The 20735-nt window shown below is 63.0% G+C and carries 18 protein-coding genes; 11 read left to right on the top strand and 7 right to left on the bottom strand.

Features of this window, described 5'->3' with window-relative positions; genetic code table 11:
- Positions 1-2: 2 nt before the first annotated feature.
- From ASC97_RS26925 to ASC97_RS26905, 5 genes are all read right to left on the bottom strand, one after another.
- Positions 3-2420: a circularly permuted type 2 ATP-grasp protein gene (locus tag ASC97_RS26925; RefSeq protein WP_057471398.1), complete on the bottom strand. Its 2418-nt coding sequence runs from the start codon at positions 2418-2420 to the stop codon at positions 3-5.
- Positions 2421-2432: 12 nt separating this feature from the next.
- A complete protein-coding gene (locus ASC97_RS26920; protein WP_057471397.1) occupies positions 2433-5753 on the bottom strand; it encodes a transglutaminase family protein in 3321 nt (1106 codons plus the stop codon).
- Between the two features lie 110 nt (positions 5754-5863).
- Complete coding sequence (locus ASC97_RS26915) at positions 5864-7246, bottom strand: sensor histidine kinase (RefSeq protein ID WP_057471396.1); 1383 nt, start codon at positions 7244-7246, stop codon at positions 5864-5866.
- A complete protein-coding gene (locus tag ASC97_RS26910; protein WP_057471395.1) occupies positions 7243-7920 on the bottom strand; it encodes a response regulator transcription factor in 678 nt (225 codons plus the stop codon). Before ASC97_RS26910 ends, ASC97_RS26915 begins: the two co-directional genes overlap by 4 nt.
- An 86-nt stretch (positions 7921-8006) precedes the next feature.
- The gene (locus tag ASC97_RS26905; RefSeq protein WP_057471394.1) at positions 8007-9857 is read right to left on the bottom strand and encodes an adenylate/guanylate cyclase domain-containing protein; all 1851 of its coding nucleotides are present in this window, start codon (positions 9855-9857) and stop codon (positions 8007-8009) included.
- Between the two features lie 149 nt (positions 9858-10006).
- Between ASC97_RS26905 and ASC97_RS26900 the strand changes: the two genes are divergently transcribed.
- The 3 genes from ASC97_RS26900 (at position 10007) to ASC97_RS26890 (ending at position 12892) form a co-directional block, all read left to right on the top strand.
- Entirely contained in the window at positions 10007-11074 is a 1068-nt protein-coding gene (locus ASC97_RS26900) for an ABC transporter substrate-binding protein (protein ID WP_057471393.1), read from the top strand.
- Between the two features lie 124 nt (positions 11075-11198).
- Positions 11199-11591 (top strand): response regulator, encoded by a 393-nt coding sequence (locus ASC97_RS26895; RefSeq protein ID WP_057471392.1) that lies wholly within the window; start codon positions 11199-11201, stop codon positions 11589-11591.
- A 113-nt stretch (positions 11592-11704) separates the two neighbouring features.
- Positions 11705-12892, top strand: coding sequence for a GAF domain-containing sensor histidine kinase (locus tag ASC97_RS26890; RefSeq protein WP_057471391.1), 1188 nt, complete (start codon positions 11705-11707; stop codon positions 12890-12892).
- Positions 12893-12920: 28 nt separating this feature from the next.
- On the opposite strand, the gene ASC97_RS26885 is transcribed toward ASC97_RS26890, so the two are convergent.
- Positions 12921-13109 (bottom strand): hypothetical protein, encoded by a 189-nt coding sequence (locus ASC97_RS26885; protein WP_057471390.1) that lies wholly within the window; start codon positions 13107-13109, stop codon positions 12921-12923.
- Positions 13110-13448: 339 nt separating this feature from the next.
- Between ASC97_RS26885 and ASC97_RS26880 the strand changes: the two genes are divergently transcribed.
- From ASC97_RS26880 to ASC97_RS34805, 4 genes are all read left to right on the top strand, one after another.
- Positions 13449-14393: a Bug family tripartite tricarboxylate transporter substrate binding protein gene (locus ASC97_RS26880; protein ID WP_057471389.1), complete on the top strand. Its 945-nt coding sequence runs from the start codon at positions 13449-13451 to the stop codon at positions 14391-14393.
- Positions 14390-14881: a tripartite tricarboxylate transporter TctB family protein gene (locus tag ASC97_RS26875; protein WP_057471388.1), complete on the top strand. Its 492-nt coding sequence runs from the start codon at positions 14390-14392 to the stop codon at positions 14879-14881. Before ASC97_RS26880 ends, ASC97_RS26875 begins: the two co-directional genes overlap by 4 nt.
- A gap of 11 nt (positions 14882-14892) precedes the next feature.
- Complete coding sequence (locus ASC97_RS26870; RefSeq protein ID WP_057471553.1) at positions 14893-16410, top strand: tripartite tricarboxylate transporter permease; 1518 nt, start codon at positions 14893-14895, stop codon at positions 16408-16410.
- Positions 16411-16609: 199 nt separating this feature from the next.
- Positions 16610-16777, top strand: a complete 168-nt coding sequence (locus ASC97_RS34805) for a hypothetical protein (RefSeq protein ID WP_200959554.1) — start codon at positions 16610-16612, stop codon at positions 16775-16777.
- Between the two features lie 121 nt (positions 16778-16898).
- Here the strand turns inward: ASC97_RS34805 and ASC97_RS26865 are convergent, their stop codons facing one another.
- Positions 16899-17990 (bottom strand): DUF475 domain-containing protein, encoded by a 1092-nt coding sequence (locus ASC97_RS26865; RefSeq protein WP_057471387.1) that lies wholly within the window; start codon positions 17988-17990, stop codon positions 16899-16901.
- Between the two features lie 347 nt (positions 17991-18337).
- Here ASC97_RS26865 and ASC97_RS26860 point away from each other — a divergent pair, with 347 nt between their 5' ends.
- From ASC97_RS26860 to ASC97_RS26845, 4 genes are all read left to right on the top strand, one after another.
- Positions 18338-18583, top strand: coding sequence for a hypothetical protein (locus ASC97_RS26860; protein WP_200959553.1), 246 nt, complete (start codon positions 18338-18340; stop codon positions 18581-18583).
- A gap of 40 nt (positions 18584-18623) precedes the next feature.
- Entirely contained in the window at positions 18624-18848 is a 225-nt protein-coding gene (locus tag ASC97_RS26855; protein WP_057471386.1) for a hypothetical protein, read from the top strand.
- A 100-nt stretch (positions 18849-18948) separates the two neighbouring features.
- The gene (locus tag ASC97_RS26850) at positions 18949-19644 is read left to right on the top strand and encodes a hypothetical protein (protein WP_057471551.1); all 696 of its coding nucleotides are present in this window, start codon (positions 18949-18951) and stop codon (positions 19642-19644) included.
- A gap of 212 nt (positions 19645-19856) precedes the next feature.
- Positions 19857-20735 carry a DMT family transporter gene (locus ASC97_RS26845; RefSeq protein ID WP_057471385.1) on the top strand — a complete coding sequence of 293 codons (879 nt, stop codon included), beginning with the start codon at positions 19857-19859 and terminating at the stop codon, positions 20733-20735.

Raw genomic sequence — 20735 nt, 5'->3', positions numbered from 1 at the left:
CGTTACCCCAGGTAGGTCTGCGCCAGGAGATCGGACAGATGCTCCAGCTCGCGTTCGAAACGGTGATAGACCTCGTCGCTCATGGCTTCGGGCGTCATCACGGCGAGGCCGGAGTGGAGGCGCATGGCCTCGCGGTAGAAGGGGGACATCTGGCCGTTGACGAGCGCGTTCGGCAGTTGCTCGACCTCGCGGTGGATCTCGTTCATCTGGAACAGGATCGAGCGCGGGTTGAGCGGATCGAGCGCCAGCAAATCGGTCACTGTCAGGCGCGCCGTATTGACGTTGTAACGCCGGCGGTGGGTCATCACGCTGTCGCCGATCTCCAGCAGCATGTCGAGCGCGCCGTCGGGGGCGTCGGTGCCGGACATGTGGCCGAGCAGGCGCGTCATGTGAAGGGCGCGCTCGATGTGGCGGCCGAGCGACAGGAAGCGCCAGCCGGTGAAGCGGTACATGTTTTCGTGCACGAGACCGGCAAAGCCGGCAAGCTTGCGCAGCAGGATCGTCATCGCATGGCTGGCGTCGTCGCCCGGAGAAACGGTCGCGTGGAAACGCCGCGCCGTCTTGGCGAGATCGGTCAGCGCGAGCCAGCCGTCCGGCGAGAAGCGGTCGCGGATGTTGCTTGCCGAATAGACGGCGCTGTCGATGTTGCGCAGCAGGGTTTCCGGCACCGCGTCCTCGGTGTCGATGTCGACTGCGGCAAGATACTCCGAAACGTCAGCCAGCAGCGGCTGGCTCGGGTCGGCGGCTTCTGCGAAGCGGGCGTGCCAGGCGCGCAGGATGCGCAATGCGCCTTCGGCCCGCTCGATGTAGCGCCCCAGCCAGAAAAGGTTGTCAGCGGCCCGGCTCGGGAGGCTGCCGGGCATGTTGCGGGTGAAGCTGCCTTCGGCCGGAAGCAGCGTGTGGCGCTCCACCGGCTTGTCGCTGACGATCCAGACGTCGGCTGCAGCCCCACCCGATTGCATGGCGATTGCCGCGACATCGTCGCCGGCGCCGATGCGGGCAAAGCCGCCCGGCATGATCTGCCAGCCGTTGGCGGTGCGGGCGGCAAAGACGCGCAGGCTCATCGGCCGCGGCGTCAGCTTGCCGCCGACCCAGGCCGGCGTGGTGGAAAGCGTCACCGTTTCCTGGCCGACGAGTTTCGGACCGTCGGAATTCAGCCATTCGCCGATCGAGTCCCGCGCATTGGCTCGCAGGGACGACCCGAGCACGGATTCGCCGTTGTCGTCGAAGAACGGCGCACGGGAATAAGCAGGGCCGATTACCATCTTCTCGATGTTTGCGGCGACGTGCTCGCGCTCGCTCTTCTGGCCGCACCACCATGTCGCGATCGAAGGCAGCTTCAGCTCCTCGCCGAAGAGTTCGCGACAGATCGTCGGCATGAAGGCGAGGAGGGCGCGCGTCTCCAGAATACCGGTGCCGAGCGCATTGACGATGGTGACGTTCTCGGCGCGCAACGCCGCGACAAGGCCCGGCGTGCCAATGTGCGAATTCTGGTTCAGCTCCAGCGGGTCGGCATAGCCCGAATCGAGGCGGCGCCAGAGCACGCTGATCGGCTTCAGGCCGGCGACGGTGCGCACCATGACCTTGCCGTTGACGACCGCAAGATCCTCGCCTTCGAGCAGCATGAAGCCGAGATAGCGGGCGATATAGGCGTGTTCGTAGTAGGTTTCGTTGGCCGGTCCCGGCGTCATGACGGCGATGCGGTCGTCGCCGCTGTGCTTCATGCCCTGCAGGGCGTCGCGAAACGCGCCGAAGAATGAGGCAAGCCGATGGACCGGGGTTTCGGCGTAGATGTCGGAAAAGGCACGCGTCGTCGCCACACGGTTTTCGAGCGCGAAGCCGGCGCCGGATGGTGCCTGGGTGCGGTCGGCGAGGACCCACCAGTTGCCGTCTGGACCACGGCCGATCTCGAAGGCGCAGAAGTGAAGGTAGTGGCCGCCGGCCGGGGTGATGCCGACGAGCGGACGCTGGAATTCAGGGTTGGCGGCGATGAGCGCGGGCGGCAGGACGCCTTCCTCCACCAGCCTGTTGGCGCCATAGAGGTCGGCGACGATCGCCTCGAGCAGGTCGGCGCGCTGAACGAGGCCCGCCGACAGCGTCTCCCACTCGCGCTCGTCGATCAGCACGGGAACGTGTGAGAGTGGCCAGGATCGCTCGGCACTGCCGGTGCTGCCATAGGCGCGGTAGAACACGCCGGCATCGCGCAGATAGCGTTCGGCGCGGGCGAAACGCTCGGTCAGATCCTTTTCCGGAATGCGATTGAGATGGGAGATGAAACGCTGCCACACGGGGCGGATCGCCCCGTTGGTGTCGACCATCTCGTCCGCGATGCCGGGAAGCGGCGCATATCCGCTCGCCGCATCGTTGCCGATACGGTCCTTGGTGTCAGTCCTCAGCTCTCTTGCCGGTTTCTTGCCCATAAAGCCCTAAGTCTAAAGTCCTGCCGGTCGTCTCAGGTCCAGCGTCAGCGGGAACTCCGGGGAACCCGTTTCGGCGGCCGGTGTGTAGCTGCCCGCCATATGTCCCCACGGTTCGAATCGCGCAAGGCGCCGTGCTTCCGCTTCGTTACCATTGACCGGGAAGGTGTCATAGGTTCGCCCGCCCGGATGGGCAACATGATAGATGCAGCCGCCGATCGAACGCTTCGACCATGTATCATAAATATCGAAGGTCAGCGGCGTGTTGACCGGCAGAACGGGATGCAATCCCGACGCCGGCTGCCATGCCTTGAAGCGAACGCCGGCGACGGAAACGCCGGACGTGCCGGTCGGCTTGAGCGGTACGGTGCGGCCGTTGCAGGTGACCGTATAGCGTGACGAATTGCTGGTTTCGAGCCGCACCTGCAGGCGCTCGACCGAGCTGTCGACATAGCGCACGGTGCCGCCGATGGCACCTTCCTCGCCCATGACGTGCCAGGGCTCCAGCGCCTGGCGCAGTTCGAGCCTGGAGCCCTCGTATTCGACCTCGCCGCAGAAGGGGAAGCGGAATTCGAGCTGCGCCTTGAACCATTCCGGGCTGAGATCGAAGCCGTTCTGACGGAGATCTGCCAGCACGTCCAGGAAGTCCTGCCAGACGAAATGCGGCAGCATGAAGCGATCGTGGAGCGAGGTTCCCCAGCGTACGAATGTTCCGTCTGCCGGGTTGGTCCAGAAGCGGGCGACGAGGGCGCGGACGAGAAGCTGCTGGGCAAGCGACATGCGCGCGTTCGGCGGCATTTCAAAGCCGCGGAATTCGACCAGACCGAGACGGCCCGTCGGCCCATCGGGCGAAAACAGCTTGTCGATGCAGATCTCGGCGCGGTGGGTGTTGCCCGTCACGTCGATCAGGAGGTTGCGGAACAGGCGGTCGGTCAGCCAGGGCAGCGGCGGTGCACCGCGGCCTGGCTGCGGCACCTGTGCCATCGCGATTTCGAGTTCGTAGAGGCTGTCGTGACGGGCTTCATCGATGCGCGGCGCCTGGCTTGTCGGGCCGATGAACATGCCGGAGAACATATAGGAGAGGGCCGGATGGCGCTGCCAGTGCAGCACCAGGCTCTTCAGCAGATCCGGGCGGCGCAGGAACGGGCTGTCGCCGGGGTTCGCACCGCCGACGACCACGTGGTTGCCGCCGCCGGTGCCGGTGTGGCGGCCGTCGATCATGAACTTGTCGGCACCGAGGCGGGTCTGGCGCGCTTCCTCGTAGATGACAGTGGTGATGTCGACACAATCCTGCCAGTTGGAGGCGGGATGAATATTGACCTCGATGACACCGGGATCCGGGGCGACGCGGATGACATTGATGCGCTCGTCCTGCGGCGGCGAGTAGCCTTCGATGTGGACGGGGAGGCCAAGTTCGGCGGCGGCGTTTTCGGCGGCCGCGATCAGTTCGAGATAATCCTCGATACGTTCGACAGGCGGCATGAAGACGCAGAGCCTGCCGTCACGCGGTTCGACGGAGATCGCGGTTCGCACGGCGCCGCCGATTTCGCCGACCGTCTGTTCGACGCGGTTCTGGCTGCTGTCATCCGCCTGGCGGGACGCTTCCGGCATGGTACGACCCGCCGGAACAAACACCTCAGGTAACGGCTGACGGGGGATCGAGGGGTCCGCGGTGTGGATGTAGGGATATCGCGCCGGCGGGACATGGGGCAGCGTGCCGAGCGGCAGGCGGTAGCCGACCGGGCTGTCGCCGGGCACGAGGAAGATCTTGCCGCGGCGCGTCTTCCATTTTTCGCTGACCCAGCGCTGGCCCGAGGCCTTGGCGTTCCAGGCCTGTACCGGAAGGATATAGCCTGTCGGGGCGGTCAGGCCGCGTTCGAAGACGCGGGCGATGCGGCTGCGCTCCTCCGGGTCCTTCAGCTTGGAGTTGGAAGGATCGACGTTCTCGGGGAGGCTGCCTTCCTTGATGATCCATTCGGCCGGGTCCTCGTAGGCCGGCAGCACCATCTCGGGTTCGATCGCCAATTCCCTGGCAATCGCGTTGAGGAGACTGGAGGCGTCTTCCGCCTTGACGCCGGTGTCCGTGCCCTCACCTGCTATCAGCTCCGGATTCTGCCAGATCGGCTTGCCGTCCTTGCGCCAGTAGAGCGAGAAGGTCCAGCGCGGCAGGCTTTCGCCGGGATACCACTTGCCCTGGCCGTAGTGCAGGAAGCCGCCGGGCGCGAAGCGCTCGCGCAACTTGCGTATCAGTTGGTCGGCTTTTTCGCGCTTGGTCGGGCCGACGGCCTCGGTGTTCCACTCTTCGGACTCGAAGTCGTCGATGGAGACGAAGGTCGGTTCGCCGCCCATGGTCAGGCGGACGTCCTCGGCCGCGAGAATGCGATCGATTTTGGCGCCGAGCTCATTGAGTTCATCCCAGCTCTCGTCGGAAAAAGGCTTGGTGATGCGCGGATGCTCGGCGACGCGCGACACCTTCATGTCGAAGTCGAATTCTGTGTTGGCCTGGCCGAAGAGGGCGCCCGAGATCGGCGCGGCGTTGCGGTAGTGCGGGGTGGCGGCGAGCGGGATATGGCTTTCGCCGGTCAGCAGACCGGAGGTCGGGTCGAGGCCGACCCAGCCGGCGCCGGGCAGGTAGACTTCGCACCATGCATGCAGGTCCGTGAAATCGACATCCGTGCCGGAAGGTCCGTCGAGCGCCTTCAGATCGGGTGTCAGCTGGATAAGATAGCCCGACACGAAGCGGGCGGCGAGCCCGAGGTTGCGCAGGATTTCGACCAGCAGCCAGCTCGAATCGCGACAGGATCCGAGGGCAAGCCGCAGCGTTTCCTCGGGCGTCTGGACGCCGGGTTCCATGCGGATGACGTATTCGATGTCCTGCTTGAGGCGCGCGTTGAGGCCGACGATGAAATCGATGGTGCGCACCGGCGTGCGGTCGATGCCGGCAACATAGGCCGCGAGAGCCGGCTCCATCGGCTGTGGCTGCATGTAGATTTTCAAGTCGTCGCTGATGTCCTCCGGATAGGCGAAAGGCCAGGTTTCGGCGCTTTCCTCGATAAAGAAGTCGAAGGGGTTGTAGACCGTCATATCGGCAACGAGATCGACCTCGATCTTGAACTCGGTGACGGGGTCCGGAAACACGTAGCGGGCGAGATAGTTGCCGTAGGGATCCTGCTGCAGGTTCACGAAATGGTTGGAGGGCGTGACCTTCAGCGAGTGACTGATCACCCTGGTTTTCGAATGCGACGCCGGCTTCAGGCGGATGACCTGTGGGCCGAGACGAACCGGCTTGTCGTATTTGTAGTGCGTCAGGTGATAGATGCTGGCTTTGATTGACATATCTTGCCTTATCCGGCGCCACGACTTTGTGCGGCATTTGCTGTTCCCGAGGGTAGTGTGTGCAATGCAGCGAAAGAATGCAAGGCGGAAAGGTTAATGCCGCTAAGCGTTTAGACAGCGGCTGCAAACGTGACCGTCGCCCGGAGCCCTTGGCCGGCGGCGGCCGGCTCCAGGTTCAGGACGGCGTCGAAGAGGCCTGCGATCTCTTCGACGATCGGCAATCCAAGCCCGGCACCGGGCGCTCCGGACTGGTTGCCGCGGGAAAAGCGTTGGCGCACGGCCGCCAGTTTCTCCGGCGGAATTCCGGGACCGTTGTCTTCGACCTCGAGGCAAACGGAATCGTCGCTGCGGCGGATGCGGACTGTCACCTCGGCTCCCTTGCCGGCATAGGCGATGGCGTTGCCGACGAGATTGCGCAGGAGCTCGCCGATCAAAAGCGGCTCGGCCCGGATAGTCTGCGGGCCGTCGCCTTCGAAGCCGAGGTCGATCCCGGCGGCACCTGCGGCGGGAATGAGTTCGCCGGTAATGTCCTGCGCGATCGCCGCCAGATCGATCGACGTGGCCGTCAAAGCCTCCCTTGCGGCCGCAGCGTCTATCTTGGCCATCAGAAGCAGCTGCGCCAGAATTCTCTCCGCGTGAGCAACCGCATGGTCGCCTTTCAGGGCGGCTATCTGCGCATCCGGGAGCGACGTGGCGCGGGCCGACAGGGCAAGCTGGGTGCGGATGATCGCAAGCGGGGTGCGCAGCTGGTGGCTGGCATTGCCGGTGAAATTGCGAAGCGCGTCGAGTGCCGATTGCAGGCGGACCATGAAGCCGTTGACCGTATCGACCAGTGGCTGGACCTCGCTTGGAACGGACTGCTGAATGGGGTGCAGGTCGTCGGGGCTGCGTTCCCCGATCGCGTCGCGCAGCTCGTAGAGCGGGCGCAGCGCCACGGTGACGGATATCCAGACGATGATGGCCGCACCTGCTATCATCAGCGAGAGGCGCAGCGCCGAACGGAAAAGGATTGCTCGTGCGAGATGACGCCGGGCTATCGTCGTCTCGGCGACGGTCACGGTGAACGGTACGGAACGGATACCTGTCGAGGCGGAGCGCCTGAGCGTCGCGACGCGGATCGGTTCGTCGCGGAAGGTATCGTCTGCAAAAGCTGCGCTGTCGCCCTGCGTTTCCTTGAGAACCGGGAGCGCCTGATAACCGGTGATGAAGTTTCCGGGCGGTCCGTCGACCCGGTAGAAGACGCGGTCCTGTGCCGCCGAGGTCAGCATCTCCAGCGCGACATAGGGAATATCGACCTGCAGCGAGCCGTCCTCCGCGACCACGACGCGTTCGGCAATCGCCAGTGCTGAGCCGGCAAGAACGCGGTCGGAGACGATGTTGGAGGTCTGCACCGCCTCGCGATAGGTATCGGCCAGCGCCACCATGCCGATAATCGCGGTCGATATCAGCAACCAGAACAGCAGCCTGCGTCGAAGCGAATAAGCTGCCGTCATGAAGCCTCTGGCAGCTTGTCGAGGTAATAGCCGATGCCCCGCGCGGTCTTTACGGTCAGCCCGTAAGGCGACAGGCGTTTTCTCAGGCGGCTGACATATTGCTCGATGGCATTGGCGGAGATGTCGTCGTCGAAGGCGGTCAGCGACTGGATGATCGCATTCTTGGCGACGACCTTTCCAGCGCGCATGAAGAGGATTTCGAGAAGGCCGAGTTCGCGGGCGGGGATGTCGATCGGCGTCGATCCGGCGAAGAAGGCGCGGGATCTGAGATCGAACGAGACGCCCCCGAAACTCACTGTTGCCGAATGCAGGCCGGCCTGGCGGCGTAGCAGCACCCGCACGCGTGCCTCGAACTCCGCAATATCGAAGGGCTTGATGAGGTAGTCGTCGGCGCCCAGATCGAGCCCCTTCACGCGCTCTTCCGGCGTGCCGCGGGCGGTGAGGATCAACACGGCAGCCTGGTTTTTGCGAGCCCGCATGGCGCGCAGCACATCGAGGCCGTCCACCTCGGGAAGGTTGAGATCGAGCACAACGAGATCGAAGGCCTCGGCGGCCGTGACTGCATTCGCCGAGGCGCCGTCGTGGACGACATCGACTGCATGGCCGGTGTCGCGCAGAATGGCCGACAGCCCGTCGGCAAGCGCGATGTTGTCCTCGACCAGTAGAATGCGCACGGATGTTCCCTTGATTTTCGAAGCAGATTACAGGGCAGCGGAAACGCTGTCACCGTCCGTTGTTTTGGGAGCGCGCAGCAAGATCCCTACTGTTGTGCAATGACGGCCATCAGCTTGTCGAAACGCGGGTCGGAGCGGATGTTGTCGAGGTCGGAATCGTTGGTGAACCAGCCGAGCTGATAGGACGAACTGTTCGGCACCAGGCGCTCGAGCAGATAGATGGCGTGGTCGACGTCGCCGAGTACGGCGTGAACGCAGACTGCGTTGTAGCGCGTTATGACATCGCTCGGATCCATGGCCAGCGCACGCGTGATCCAGGACAACGCGCGGTTCCGGTCTCCGAGCTGTGCATAGGCGAGCGCTGCGCGATGGACGGGTGCGGAATTGCCGGGGTTCTGCTCGGACGCCCGCTCGGCACGGGCAATTCCTTCGATAGCCCATTTTCGCCTCTCTTCCATGCGGCCGAGAGAACGGCAGGCGGCCGCCAAAAGGATCGGGGAGACGTAGTCGTCGGTATAGAGGGACGCAGAGCGCTCGAAATAGACGATCGCTTCTTCGAACTGTCCCCGCTTGAAAAGCCGGTGTGCGAAATGGAAATTCGCCTCGAAGAGGTTGGGGTCCAGAGCAAGAGCGCGCTCAAAGTACGGATCGGCCTCGTCGTCCCTTCCATTGTGGTGCAGGGCGATGGCCCGCGCCGCGTGGGCCTCGGCAAGGTCGGGGTCCAGCGTCAGCGCCTTGGCGCTCGTTTCGAGAATCTCCTGGATCGGCAGCTCGGCCGCGTACCAGATGTGAAGGGCAGCATCGCAATCGGCAATCCCTGCGTAGGCGCGCGCATAGTCCGGGTCGAGTTCGATGGCCTTCGAGAACATCCGTCTCGCGAGGCTGAGATAGGACATCGTCATCGAGCGGGCGAATTTGCGTCCGCGGAGGTAGTAGGTATAGGCCTCGACGTTGCGGGTCGGCTCGGTTTCGATCGCCCGTATCTCTTCCGGCCTGAGCTGGATTTTCAGCTGGCCAACGATGGCGTGGGCAATTTCGTCCTGGATCGCGAAGATATCGGTCAGGTCCCGGTCGTAGCGATCGGCCCAAAGATGATCCTCGTTGTCGGCGTCGATCATCTGCGCGCTGATCCTGACGCGCTCGCCCGATTTGCGGACGCTGCCCTGCAGGACATAGCGTACCGACAGCTCGCGGGCGATCTGGCCGATCTTCGCGTGCCGGCCCTTGTAGGTGAATGTGGTGTTGCGCGGCGTCACCAGAAGACCGGAGATCTTCGACAGGTCCGTGATGATGTCTTCCGTCAGTCCGTCGGAGAAATATTCCTGATCGGGGTCGCCGCTCATGTTGGTAAACGGCAGCACCACGATCGACCGCTGGTCGGGAATTCCGGCGCCGGCAGGCGTCCCGGCGGTCTCGACAGGTCCATCGAAGCGCACGGCGTAGACGCGAACGAGGTGCTGGATGTTCTTCAGCGATTGCTGGCCGCGGTCTTCGAAACGCAGATCCAGGCGTGTGCCGATCTGGTCGCAGACCGTCTGCGGGACGGCGATGCCGCCGGGCTCGGCTACTGCCTCCAGCCGTGCCGCAAGGTTCACGCCGTCACCGAAAATATCGCCGTTCTCGACGATGACGTCTCCAAAATTAACGCCGATCCGCAACTGAATGCGGCGCTCCTCGGCGACGCCTTCGCTTCGTTGCGCCATGCCGCGCTGGATTTCGACGGCGCAGGCAACCGCATTGACGACGCTTGCGAATTCCGCGAGCAGACCGTCGCCGAGGAGCTTCACCAGCCGACCGCTGTGCTTGACGATCGCCGGCCCGAGCAGTTCGCTGCGATGACGATTGACGGCTGCCAGCGTTCCCGCTTCATCGACGCCCATCAGCCTGGAGTACCCGACAACGTCGGCGGCGAGAATGGCGGTCAGTCGTCGCTCCAATGCATCCTCCGGGATAGGTTTTGCAAACACTAGCGGTTTTGGCGGGCTTTGTCCTGCGTCGCCGTTACGCCTTTGGAGGGGCGTGCCGCGATCGCATCCCTGTCTGTCCGTCTCTTGTGCCGCCCTTCGCGGTCATGCATTCTAGGCGGATGAGGACACTGACTTTACTTTTATTTTTGACGCTCTGTCCGTGCATGGCGCTGGCGGACGAGGTCTTCTACCCGGCGAAATCTGCCAGTGCGAATGCGCCGGCGCTGGTGGTCTATTCGTCGCTCGACGAGCCGCTGGCGCAGCCAATGATCCGGGGATTTCAGGATGCCAACCCGGATGTAGCGGTCAAATACGAGGACATGCTCACCGGGGAGATCTATGATCGCATCGTCAGGGAAACCGATGCGGGCCAGCGGACGGCGGATTTTGCTTTTTCCTCGGCCATGGACCTGCAGGTGAAGCTCTCCAATGACGGCTACGCGCAGCCGAGCAACCTGCCGATGAGTGGACGCTGGCCGAAGTGGGCGAACTGGCGGAACACTGCCTATGCGCTGACCTTCGAGCCTGCGGTGTTCGTCTATCACAAGCCGAGTTTCGTCAGCGAACCGCCACCGAGTACGCGGGCCGAGTTCATCGACTACCTGAAACGCAAGGGCGATGCCGTGCACGGGCGGATCGGCACCTACGACATCGAACGGTCGGGCGTGGGCTTCCTGTTCATGGCGCGCGATCAGGAGCAGTTCGGAGATATCTGGTCGGTGATCGGAGCGATGGGAGCGGCGGGCGTCAAACTCTATTCGACAAGCTCGGCGATTCTTGAGCGCGTCGCCGACGGGCGCTTCGTGCTGGGCTACAATATTCTCGGCTCCTACGCTGCCGATTGGGCGAAACGGCACCCGGATGTCGGGATCGTTCTGCCGAAGGACTATACGGTGGTAATGTCGCGGATCGGCCTCGTGCCGCAAGCCGCCGGCGATCCGGAACTCGGGCGCCGCTACCTCTCCTTTTTCATGTCGAAGGAAGGGCAGACCATCATGGCGCGTGAATTGCAGATTCCGGCCGTTAGCCCTGAAGTGACCGGCGAGAATACGGCCAACACGATGCAGGAACTGCTTGGCGCACAGTTGCGGCCAGTGCCGGTGAGCCCGGGCCTGATGGTCTATCTCGATCAGGTCAAGCGCGCCCGTCTGATTGCCCGCTGGAACGAAGTACTGCGCACGCAGTGATTCAGGCGACATGGAAGGGCTGCAGCCCTGCGAAGATATTTTCGGCGGCGGGGAACCAATGTCGGGGTTAGGCGTTTCTTGTTCTCGCGCATAAGACCGCGACAGCGAAACGGGCAATTTCCGCATGAAAGTTCTCATTGTCGAAGACGAGTTGCTGATAGCGCTCGATCTCGAATCCACCGTTCTGGATCTCGGTCACGAGGTGATCGGTCCGGCACGCAACTTCGGTGAAGCGATGGAGCTTGCACGGGAGGCCGAGGTGGCACTGGTGGACGTGCACCTTGCCGATGGCATCACGGGCCCCTCGATTGCGGAACGCCTGGCCAGCGCCTACGGAGTGACTGTGGTTTTCATGACCGGCAATCCGGAATTGGTGCGTGACAGCGGCAGCGCGGTGGGCATCGTCTCCAAGCCGCACTGGCCGGCAAAAGTATCCGAAGCCCTCGAATACGCCGCGGCGGTTCGAAGGGGTTCTCCTTTGTCATCCCCGCATTTTCTAACGCCCCTTGCGTCCTGATCGAGAGCCCTGCCGCCGATGCCATCCGACGACATACGTCTTAGTGAAATGACGCAGGACCGAAAACGCGATACCAATCGCCCCAAGCACCTCTTGGGGGTAGGAGACCTGCGGTGACGCACGACTTCCAGGACGATCTCGATACAGTCGCATCCATCGACGTCGTTCCGACGATCCTGCAGGTGATGCAGGCCACCACGCTTATGGGCTTTGCCGCCGTCGCGCGCGTGACGTCGGAACGCTGGGTTGCCTGTGCGGTGCTCGACACCATCGATTTCGGTCTGCAGCCCGGCGGTGAACTTGCGGTCGAGACAACGATCTGTCACGAAATCCGGCAGCACCACACGGCCGTCGCCATCGACGACGTCAGCCAGAGCTCGACCTGGGTCGGCCACCACACGCCGCTGCAATACGGCTTCCAGAGCTACATCTCGGTTCCAATCATTCTCGGCGACGGTTCGTTTTTCGGCACGTTGTGCGCGATAGATCCCAATCCGGCGCAGGTTGACAATCCCAGGGTTCTCAGCACCACGAAGCTCTTTGCCGATCTCATTGCCCGACACATCGATGCCCGCCGAGAGCTCATCGCGGTCGAGCAGCGGCTCGTTGCTGAGCTCGAGACTTCGCAGCTCCGCGATCAGTTCATTGCCATCCTGGGCCACGACATCAAGAACCCGATTGCTTCGATGGCCGCCGGTACAAGGCTGCTGCGCAATTCGGTGGCCGATTCGCAGGGCAGTGCCGTCCTGGGGCTGATGGAGCAGACGATCACGCGCGTGTCGAACATCGTCGAAAACGTCATGGACTTCGCGCGAGGCCTGGGCGGCGGCATGGTTTTGAAGCCTGAATTCACACGGCTCACTCGGGAACTCGAAGCGATCGTGGCCGAATTTTCGCAGGTATATCCGGATCGCCGGATCGAGACGAATTTCGCGATCGACAGCGACGTCTACGCCGACAGCAATCGCCTGGGCCAGCTCTTTGCGAACCTTCTGTCCAACGCCATCGTACACGGAGACAAGGCCGGCCGGATCCGTGTCGGCGCGGAGGTGAGCGCCGGTGCATTCGAACTGTGGGTCGCAAACTGCGGAGCGCCAATTTCCGCGGACATGATTTCGGGCATTTTTCAGCCGTTCAAGCGTCGAGGATTGCGCGCTGAAGGCCTCGGGCTCGGGCTCTACATTGCGGCCCAGATCGCCAAGGCTCACGGCGGTACCCTGTCGGTCGTCTCCAACGAAGGAGAGACACGTTTCACGCTTCGCATTCCGGCCGTCGCGTCAAAAAGCCAAGCCGCCGAGTGACCCGGCGACCATCTCCCCTTGATGACATCTAGCGGAAGAGGCAGGGGCGCTGCGCGTTGTCGAACAGCTCCTGTTTCGTCGCAAACGATCCGAACACGATCAGCAGGCGCTTCTCCTCTGCCTCGTCCAATCGACGGCGTCGGGCGAAGTCCCGCACGCTCCACACCTCCCGCAGGCGGTCATTGTCGATTCTCCGTGTGTCGAGATGTGAACTCAAGGCACCACCTCTCTCATTCAGTCCTGTAACGCCGGCAGGGCAAACAAGTTGCCTTCGACAAAGACTGTTTGGTCCGGCGGCGATGCTCCGACAAACCGGGCCGCCTGCGCCAAATGCGGCAAAAAGGTGTCGGCGTCACTGGATAACCGGCCGATGTCAGCTAAATGACAGCTTGTTGTGGTCCGTTCACATAACTTCTGATCCGTGGAGGCGGAGAGCGGAAGTTTCGGGAGGAATTTTCACTTGTTTTATCGGACCTCGGGTCCGTCTGCGGTGTGTCCTTCCCGATTCCATCGAGAACAATTGCGCGGTCCTCAGCCGCGCCACGGAGGACACATTATGAAGCATACTTTCCTTGCGACCATTTTTGCAGCCGCGATGGCGCTTCCCGTCTATGCGGGCGACTACACCATCATGGCACCGGCGGCGCCCGGCGGCGGCTGGGACCAGACGGCACGCTCGCTGCAGGCCGTCATGCAGAAGGAAGGCATCGGCGGCAACGTTCAGGTTCAGAACGTTCCAGGCGCAGGCGGCACCATCGGCCTGGCGCAGTTCGCCAGCCAGAACGGCGGCAATCAGAACGCGTTGATCGTCGGCGGCTATGTCATGGTCGGCGCGATCCTCACCAACCAGTCGCCCGTGACACTGAAGGACGTCACGCCGATCGCCCGCCTTACCGGCGAGTATGAAGCCATCGTCGTTCCGGCGGCCTCCGACATCAAGACGATGGGCGACCTCGTGGCCAAGCTGAAGCAGGATCCGGGCTCTGTCTCCTGGGGCGGCGGTTCGGCCGGCGGCACCGACCATATCGCGGTCGGCCTGATCGCCAAAGCTTCCGGCGTCGACCCGACAAAGATCAACTACGTCGCCTTCTCCGGCGGCGGCGAGGCGCTTGCAGCCATCCTTGGTGGGCAGGTCACGGCCGGCATCTCCGGTTACGGCGAATTCGAATCGCAGGTCAAGGCCGGCCAGCTCCGTCTGCTCGCGGTCTCCAGCGACAAGCGAATCGAGGGCGTCGACGCCCCGACGCTGAAAGAAGCCGGGGTGGATGTCAGCGTGCAGAACTGGCGGATGGTCGCCGCCGCTCCGGGCCTGACGCCCGAGCAGACGGCAGCCGTGACTGCCGATTTCGACAAGCTGTCCAAGTCCGCAAGCTGGCAGGAAATCCTGAAGACCAAGGGCTGGGCAGACACGTACCTTGCCGGCGACGCCTTCAAGGCGCAGCTTGAAAAGGATGTCTCGGCGACCGAAGGCATCCTCAAAGAGATCGGACTTGTTCAATGAGCCAGGGTAACGCACCCTTGGCAACGAAGCGCCGCCCGGATTGGGCGGCGCTGATCATTGCCATCTGTCTTTTCATCGTCGCTGCGGTGATGCTGTGGGACGCAATGCATCTCAAGACAATCGCGCAGTATGCCCGCATCGGACCGGCCACCGCACCCAAGGCCGTCGCCGTCGGGCTGATCGGTCTTGGCATCTGGACGGTCTTCGAGGCCTTTCGGGGCGAGTTCCCGGAGCGCGAGCATCAGGAAATCGCACCCGTCGTCTGGGTCATCGCCGGCCTTGCCGCGCAGATGCTGCTTCTGAAGACCGCCGGCTTCTCGATTGCGACCGGAATCCTGTTCGCCTTCACGGCGCGCGGGTTTGGTCGCCGCAAGCTCTGGTTCTCGATCCCCTTCGGCATCGTCTTCAGTTTTGTCGTCTGGGCTATCTTTTCGCAGCTGCTGCAGCTCACCCTGCCAGCAGGGCCGCTTGAAAGACTCTTCTTCTAGGATTGGATGCGATGAGCACCTTCGAATTCCTCTTCCAGGGCATCCTGGTCGCCATGCAGCCGATGAACCTGCTCTATGCCTTCGTCGGCGTCACCCTCGGCACGGCCGTCGGCGTCCTTCCGGGCATCGGTCCGGCGCTGACCGTGGCCCTTCTCCTGCCCGTGACCTACCAGCTCGATCCGGCCGGTTCGCTGATCATGTTTGCCGGCATCTACTACGGCGGCATGTACGGCGGCTCGACGACCTCGATCCTGCTCAATACGCCGGGTGAAAGCGCGTCGATCGTCACCGCGCTCGAGGGCAACAAGATGGCGCGTGCGGGCCGTGGCGGCCCCGCGCTGGCAACGGCGGCGATCGGCTCGTTCGTGGCCGGCCTGATCGCCACGCTCGGACTTGCCTTCATCGCGCCCTTCATCGTCAAGCTGGCGCTGGTCTTCGGGCCGCGCGAGTATTTCGCCCTCATGGTTCTTGCCTTCGTGACGGTCTCATCGGCCTTCGGGGATTCGGCGTTGCGCGGGCTGACCTCGCTGTTCATCGGCTTCGCGCTCGCCATGGTCGGTATCGACCAGCAGACGGGGCAGGCGCGGCTTTCCTTTGGCATTCCCGATCTTCTCGACGGCGTCGAAGTGACGACGCTTGCGGTTGCCATGTTCGCGATCGGGGAGACGCTCTATATCGCGGCTCAGGGCAATCGCATCGAGGACAAGATCGAGGCGGTCAAGGGGTCTCTGTGGATGACGGCGCAGGACTGGTCGCGTTCATGGAAGCCCTGGCTGCGCGGCACATTGATCGGCTTCCCGATCGGCGCGATGCCGGCAGGCGGCGCCGAGATCGGCACTTTCCTCTCCTATGCCACAGAAAAGCGGCTGGCGAAGAACCCGGAAGAGTTCGGCCATGGCGCCATCGAGGGCGTCGCCGGCCCGGAAGCGGCCAACAATGCCTCGGCTGCCGGCACGTTGGTGCCGCTGCTGACGCTCGGCCTGCCGACGACGGCGACGGCTGCGATCATGCTGGCCGGTTTTCAGCAATACGGCCTGCAGCCCGGTCCGCTGCTGTTTGCGACCAATCCGCAGCTCGTCTGGGGCCTGATCGCCAGCCTGCTCATCGCCAACGCGATGCTGCTCGTGCTCAACCTGCCGATGATCGGCCTCTGGGTGCGCCTGCTGACGATCCCGAAGCCCTGGCTCTATGCCGGCATTTTGCTGTTCGCGACCCTCGGCACCATCGGCGCCAACCCGTCGGTGTTCGAACTCGGCATGCTGCTCGCCTTCGGCATCCTCGGCTACATCATGCGCCTGTTCGGCTATCCGATCGCGCCAGCGGTCGTCGGCCTGATCCTCGGGCCGCTTGCCGAGCAGCAGTTGCGCCGGGCGCTCGCGATCAGCCAGGGTGACGTGACCACGCTGGTGATGTCGCCGATCGCCGCAGGCTTGCTGATCGTCGCCGCCGCCGCGTTCCTCGTCCCGCTGATCCTCAGAATCCGCGGTCGCGGCCAGATGCTCGCGCAATTGGCGGCCAACGAAGACTAAAATAAAAAGACTAAACGATCCCACAGCTTGCGGCCGGCGATGGAAACATCAGCCGGCCGTTTTCCGTCAGCGATGGTGCCAAGCACAACAGACGCCGGCTCACACGTTCTTGCATGGCAGGGCTGAATTTCCGTCGCTTGTGGCCGGGCGTGCGGAGACACATATGTAAGTAGTCAATCATAGAGCAAGAGAGAAAGAAATGTCCTTCCGTCAGGCTATCCGCGACGGCTTCCTTGGTCGCGCCTTTGCGATGATCGGTGCTGCCAATGCCGTCAGCGCCACCATCGAATCCGGACGCCGTCCGAAGCATCGCGATCTGCGCGAACTCGGCATCGATCCGAACATGTTCGGCAAGATCAACCTGTAACGCTCCTGCCCGAACAGGCGCTCCGACAGATCAGCAGCGACGAAACAGCCCGCAACCGGATGGTCGCGGGCTTTATTTTTGCCGGAGGCGAGCCGCAGCGGGTGCTGCGGCTTCAGCTGCGTCAGGACTGCAGCTGCTCGCGTGCCGCGGCATGCTCCTCTGCCTGTTCCTTCCGGTTGTGACGGATGGAGGACCAGAGCGAGATGCCGATCAGCGTGGCGCCGCCAAGGCCGGTGATGACCTCGGGGATGTGCACCATCGTCTGGACATACATGATCACCGAAAGGATCAGGATGGCATAGAAGGCGCCGTGCTCGAGATAGCGGTATTCGGCAAGCGTTCCCTTTTCCACCAGCATGATCGTCATCGAGCGCACGTACATGGCGCCGATGCCGAGACCGATGGCGATGACGAAGAGGTTCTGCGTCAACGCGAAGGCGCCGATGACGCCGTCGAAGGAGAAGCTGGCGTCCAGCACTTCGAGATAGATGAAGGCGCCGAGACCGCCCTTGGCGGCGGCGCTCATCGTCTGCTGCGAGGCATCGAGCAGACCGCCGACAACCTCGACAGCGAGGAAGGTCAGCAGGCCGTAGATGGCGCAGTGGACGAAGGTGGTGGCTTCCTCTGCCTCAAGGAAGGACGAGAAGACCAGCACGAGGGCCAGTACGAGCGCTATCTCAATGCCCTTGATCGTGGCGGAGCGCGCCATCAGCTTTTCCAGCCCGGCGATCCAGTGGACGTCTTTCTCGTGATTGAAGAAGTAGTTGAGGCCGACCATCATCAGGAAGGTGCCGCCAAAGGCGGCGATCGGGAGATGCGCGTCGTTCATGATGCGGGCGTATTCGGCCGGTTCGCGCGCCGCAAGCACAAGGGCCTCCCAGGGGCCGATCTTTGCCGCGATCGCGACGATCGCCAGCGGGAAGACGATGCGCATGCCGAAGACGGCGATGACGATGCCCCAGGTCAGAAACCGATGCTGCCAAACCGGCGTCATTTCCTTGAGCTTGTTTGCATTGACGATGGCGTTGTCGAAGGAGAGCGAAATCTCCAGCACGGCAAGGACCGTACAGACGAAGAAGACCGTCGCCATGCCGCCGATCGTTCCGGTGGTCTGCCAGCCGAGGGCAGCACCCAGGATCAGGCCGAGGACGGTGACGATGAATGCCCAGCGGAAATAGCTGAGCGAGGATTTCTGGGTGGAGGTCTGGTTCATGGCCGCACCCCGCAGCCAGGAACACTCTCGGGATAAAGGGATACGCAGGAGAAACGCGACATACCACAACGGGCATGCGCGTGAGGCATGGTGTGTTTTTTCATAGAAGAAAATCCGCCGGCTCATTTGCAGGCGGTACCGACATCACGAGAGCGCCGTAAAAACTCTCGCCAGAGGGGCCCGGCACCAGGTTGCCCGTCAGCCGATGTCTGAGGCCGACGGATGAGGCAAAGGTAGTGAACTTCCGCTGCCAGTCAAGGCTGGGCGGTCTGTGGCATGGCGCTTTTCTTTGGAACCATCGAACCACCGGGCCGTTACGATTCGGTTGAGCTGAAAAAAGGAGGCCGATGATGCACACTTCGACCCACGTTCCCGACAAACGCACCGAAGCGCCGGACCGAATGAAAAAGGCACGGCCGAACCGCATGAAAAAAGCGCAGGTAATGCCGCCGCATCAGGTCGACCTGACGTTGCCCCCCGGCGTGCTGCACGATGTCCATGTCCCCGCCCATGTGAGCGGCGCGGACCTGTCGCGCGGCGGTCCAGAGCCTGCGGTAGACGAGAAGAGAACGATTGCAAAGCCCCGCCGCTGACAGGGGCGGTCAGCGTTATCAACATGTCGGTGAGGGATACATGAAGACAGATTTAGTGCCGCAGGACGTCTATATGAAACACGAGAACGAGTGGCAGGCGCTGCGCCAGTCCGCCGAAAGCCGGATCGAGGTCGGTCGGGCGAAAAGATCGGACGATTTTCATTTCAACGCCGCCGCCCTCAGGCCGGAGTCGAGACAGAGTGGGCTCGCAGATTGGAAACCGATCATTTCCTCGGATGCATCCCAGAAGCGGCAGACCGCATAGCGGCCGACACTGCAAAAACTTGCTTGGTACCAAATGTCGTTCGCCAACCTTTCCGAAAGGATTGCGCGGCGATAATCCGGCGCTCACGGGATTCGGACACATGGCCAAGACAGCGACACGCCGCCGCAGATCATCGACACGCGCAAAAGGCAGGGGAGGCGGAAGCGCATTGCCCTGGGCCATCATCGGCGCGATCGCCGTTGGCGGCATCGCGGTCTACGACAACTGGAAGAGCGTGAAGCCCATCCTGGCGGCGCATGCGCCCGCGCCTGTTGCGGCGCGCGCGGTCTCTGTCGCAAAAAGCGAGCCGGCGCGCGATGCCGGGCCGAAGCAGACCGCCTCGATTTCCGCCGTCTCGCGCATGGTGCCTCCCGCGGCCGTGCCTATTCCGGCAAAGGCGCCGGTCGTGCCTGAAAAGGCCGTACCCGTTTCGATCTCGCCGGCGCAGACGCAGGCCGCAAAGGCGGCCTTCGGCTACTGCGGGCAGGGAGAACACATCAACTGCGTCGCTGATGGCGGCACCTTCTGGTACAAGGGCGAGAAAATCGTCATTGCCGATATCGTCAGCCCGGGCATCGACGACGCGCGCTGCGACGGCGAACGACGCGTCGGATTTGCCGCCAAACTGCGGCTCTTGAACATCCTCAATGCCGGATCCTTCGCGATGAACCCCGCCGGGCAACCGGGCAAGGCCGGAGCGCCGCGTGTCATCTCCCGCGACGGGCGGTCGATCGGCGTGCAGCTCATCGACGAAGGCCTCGCACGCAAGCCGGGCAGCGGCGCGTGGTGCGCCTGATCAGGCGCACCCATACAGCAGCGGGCAGCATCGTGACCGGGAGCGATAGCGGCAGTTTCGAAGCTGCGTGGATTTAGGAGAAATCTCGTTTCGATTGGCTGAGAACATTGGATCGCCGTTCCACCCAAGTGAAACGCTGCATCGCTAGACTGTCCAGACGGCCACAGAATCCCATAGGCAAACCGTTGAGAGCGACAGCGTTGACAAGGTCCATGTCGGCAAGCGACTGGGGGCAACTGCTGCTTCTCGGCCTTCTGTGGGGCGGCTCGTTCTTCTTTGCCCGTATCGCGGTGGCTGAAATTCCACCGCTCGCCCTCGTCCTATACCGTGTGTCCATTGCCGCATTCGTTCTGCACTTATGGCTGAGGATACGCGGCGTTCCCTTTGCGCCTGCTCTTGCACGGCCAGGCTCGTTCCTGTGCCTCGCACTGCTCAACAACGTGATTCCGTTCTCCCTGATCTTCACCGGGCAAACGCAGATCGGCGCCGGTCTCGCCTCCATCTTTTATGCAACGACACCTCTCTGGACGATCCTCGTCGCAAACTTGCTGACGGCGGATGAGAAGCTGTCGGCGACCAAGCTCGTGGGAGTAGGGCTCGGAATTTCGGGAGCCGCCATCATGATCGGCCCCGGCCTTCTGTCCAATCTTGGCGGCCCGGTCTGGGCGAAGCTCGCGGTGACCGGTGCCGCCATCTCATACGCTTTCGGCGTCGTCTACGCGAAGCGGTTCAAGGACATCACGCCATCAGTCGTGGCAACCGGTCAGCTCACGGCCTCCACTGCAATCATGGCGCCAATCGTCTTCGTTCTTTACAGTCCGGCGGCGCTCGCGACATCAAGCGTGCCAATTTGGGCAGCGGTCGGTGTTCTTGCGGTCTTCACCACGGCGCTCGCATTCATTCTCTATTTCAACATCATCGCTTCCGCCGGAGCGACAAACGCATCCCTGGTGACGCTTCTGGTGCCTGTGAGTGCCATCCTACTTGGCGCGGTCTTTCTGGGAGAAAGGCTGGAGCCGTTCGAATTCGCTGGAATGGCGTTGATCGTCTCCAGTCTGCTCATCATAGACGGCAGGCTCCTTCGCCGGTGA

It is taken from the genome of Rhizobium sp. Root1203, from assembly GCF_001424945.1.
Classification (GTDB): Bacteria; Pseudomonadota; Alphaproteobacteria; order Rhizobiales; family Rhizobiaceae; genus Rhizobium.
Note: the sequence above shows the minus strand (reverse complement) of the source record. Positions and strands in the feature narration are given on the sequence as shown.